1 protein-coding gene and 2 pseudogenes are annotated in these 2,990 nt (G+C 43.9%); 1 reads left to right on the top strand and 2 read right to left on the bottom strand.

Annotation, left to right across the window (positions count from 1 at the left end; translation table 11 throughout):
- Positions 1-1,227: pseudogene (locus tag ACH2DQ_RS10950) on the bottom strand (hypothetical protein); the annotation flags it as partial.
- 133 nt (positions 1,228-1,360) lie between these two features.
- Between ACH2DQ_RS10950 and ACH2DQ_RS10955 the strand changes: the two are divergent.
- Complete coding sequence (locus ACH2DQ_RS10955) at positions 1,361-2,221, top strand: helix-turn-helix domain-containing protein (RefSeq protein WP_394911892.1); 861 nt, start codon at positions 1,361-1,363, stop codon at positions 2,219-2,221.
- A 22-nt stretch (positions 2,222-2,243) separates the two neighbouring features.
- Here ACH2DQ_RS10955 and mglC read toward each other — a convergent pair.
- Positions 2,244-2,990 (bottom strand): annotated as a pseudogene (gene mglC / locus ACH2DQ_RS10960) (beta-methylgalactoside transporter permease); the annotation flags it as partial.

Raw genomic sequence — 2,990 nt, forward strand, 5'->3', positions numbered from 1 at the left:
CGTGGTACCGGCGCTTGCTCTGGGCCAGTCATCTTCCATATAATGTCCTGTGAGGGCAATCCCATGTTCCTCACACCACTTTGATAGCGGAATCACAAAGTTTTGAACCCACAATTCCCGTGTGGTATCATAATAATCATGGCGCACTTCTTTATCGGTATGAACAAACCATTCTGCTTCTGTATCCGAAAATAAAGACGGCAGATAGTCTTCCAGATGATAACCATTTCTTTTATAAAACTCATGGGAAAACCAATAACTGTAAGGCAGTGCCTGGCTTCCGGCAGTTCCGTATACGCCGCTTCCGGTGATCGCTGGCTCATCCATAAAAATTGCCGGAATCGCTTTTCCAAATTCCTCTCCAAAATGATTGAAATAAGGCTGGTATACTTTTTCGATAAATGTATCGGTCACTTCTCTGCGCAGAAGGTCTACATTGGCAAATCCCGCCATCCATCCGGTTGTCTCCCCTTTTACAAACCCCATGATGATAAACCAGTCTGCTGTTTCTGGCCACTTACTTCTGGGAAGATCTGATATATCTTTTATCAATCTAACTTTCGCATCTGCTGCCTTATCATCTAATTCCTGACCACCTGCTTCCTTATCGTCTAATCCCTGACCACTTGTTTCCTTATCGTTTAGTTCCTTACCACCTGCTTCCTTATCGTTTAGTTCCTTACCACCTGCTTCCTTATCGTTTAGTTCCTGACCACTTGTTTCCTTATCGTCTAGTTCCTTATCATCTGCTTTCTTACCAACAACTGTCTTATCACCATCAATCTTCTCACAGGCAAACACCCGTACCTGGCTGACATCATCAAACCATTTCTCTGCCTTTTCTTCTGTCTGCAGCTGGTCTTTATGTACCAGCTGATAGCTGACGGAGGTTCCCAGACAATCCGGCAGTTCTGCCGATACATGACCTCCTCCAAAACCGGAAGGATAAGAATTCTCGTCATAGATATAGAGCTTCATTCCCCGTTTTTTTGCAGCATCCAGCGCATAGCCCCATTGCTCAAACCATTCTGCTGACAAATAAGTAATTACCATTCCCGGTCTTGGATGAACGATTGCCCCACCGAAGCCATGGCTTTTTAATTCATCCAGTGCGTGGTCAATCTGACTGTCTGTCATGGTATCATTCCATACCCACAGCGGAGCCGTCCTCATGATTGCACTTGGATTTTCCAGTTCCTCCATAAATTTTTTCAGTTGAAATCCCATAAAAATACCTCCGATCATATTATAGATATTGCGATTTCTCGTCTTCTGCGTTATCATCATTATATCAAGTAAAAACTGATATTCAATCATGATAATTGCCAAATAATATCAAATAATTGCGGAGGTATTATATATGATTCATTACAATATGGATGTCCTTGCGGACTCATTTACGGCGGCTGTTGCACCTGATTCCGTTACTGCTGCTTTTCCTTTTTCCGTTATGGTAGACGGCATCTTTTCAACCGGGAAACATTATTTCACGGAGCGCTCCGGCCAGAATTTTCATATTCTTCTCTATACCCTTACCGGAGAAGGACTGATTACCGTCAGAAACCAGCAGATTTCACTTTCCAGGCATCAGGCGGTTCTTCTTCCATCCTATGAATATCATCGATATCAGAACGCTTCCGCCAGTCCCTGGGACTTTGCCTGGGCACATCTGACCGGCTGCGGTGTCTCTGACTTTTCGACTTCTTTAAACATGGAAAAAATCCATGTAATTACACCATGGGATACCGACCATTTTTTCAAAACATTCCAGGATTTGTACCGGATCACGAAAGAGGGGACACTTCTGTCCTGCGCCCGGTGCAGTCATTACATATCCGGATTGCTGACCAGTATGCTGGAAGGGCTTGTACAGGATGCCCTTCTATCCTCCCCTGGTAATTCAGATATTGCCGCTACCGTGGAATATCTACAGATGCATTACCGGGAAGCCATCTCCATTGATGCGCTTTTGGATAAAGTACATTTTTCCAAATATCACTTTATCCGCCTTTTCAAAAAGCAGGTGGGCACAACACCTTACTCTTATCTGACGGGTTACCGGATCAGTCAGAGCAAACGCCTGCTGTGTACCACCCACGACAGTATCAGCGATATTGCCGGTCAGGTGGGATTTACCGGGGAGAGTAATTTTATCCACCAATTTAAATCCATTGTGGGAGAAACACCTGCGGCATACCGGAAAAATAACTGGGGGTTCTAAATTATTTTTCTTTGTTTTGAAACTATTTTTTTCTGTATTTAGTAAGATCGATTGCAACGGCTACGGCAATGATGATACCCTTGATTACCTGCTGCCACATTGGACTTACTGCAATAAACTGCAGTCCGTACTGGATTACAGAGAAAATCAGCACACCGCTGACAATTCCGCTGACCTTTCCAATGCCGCCGTTTAAAGAAACACCGCCCACTACACAGGCTGCAATGGCATCCAGTTCGTATCCGTTACCATACTGATTCGTGGCTCCCGCTGTTCTTGCAGCCTCCAGTACTCCGGCAACACCATATAAAACGGATGCCAGGACGAATATTCCCATAATGGTTTTAAATACGTTAACACCGGAAACAATTGCTGCTTCCCGGTTTCCTCCGATTGCATACACGTTCTTGCCAAATTCTGTTTTATTCAGAATAAACCAGATCAGAATTACGAAAAAGATAGCGATTGGCACTAAAATAGAAATTCCGGGAAATCCGCCGATTTCCAGAATCTTTTTCTGCCCCAGCACGATAAAATCACTGCGGATACCGCCGATTGGCTGGGATTTGTTTGGCGCCATGTCAAAATAAAGGGAACATGCACCATACACAATAACCTGGACGGCTAACGTAGCAATAAATGGATGCATATCGAATTTTGCAACTAGAAATCCATTTAAAATTCCAAACAAAGCACATGCCCCAATTGCTAAAAGAATTGGAAAAATAACTGCCATGTATGGAAGATCCGGAAAGAACCGGTTGGCATA

This window comes from Robinsoniella sp., assembly GCF_034124845.1.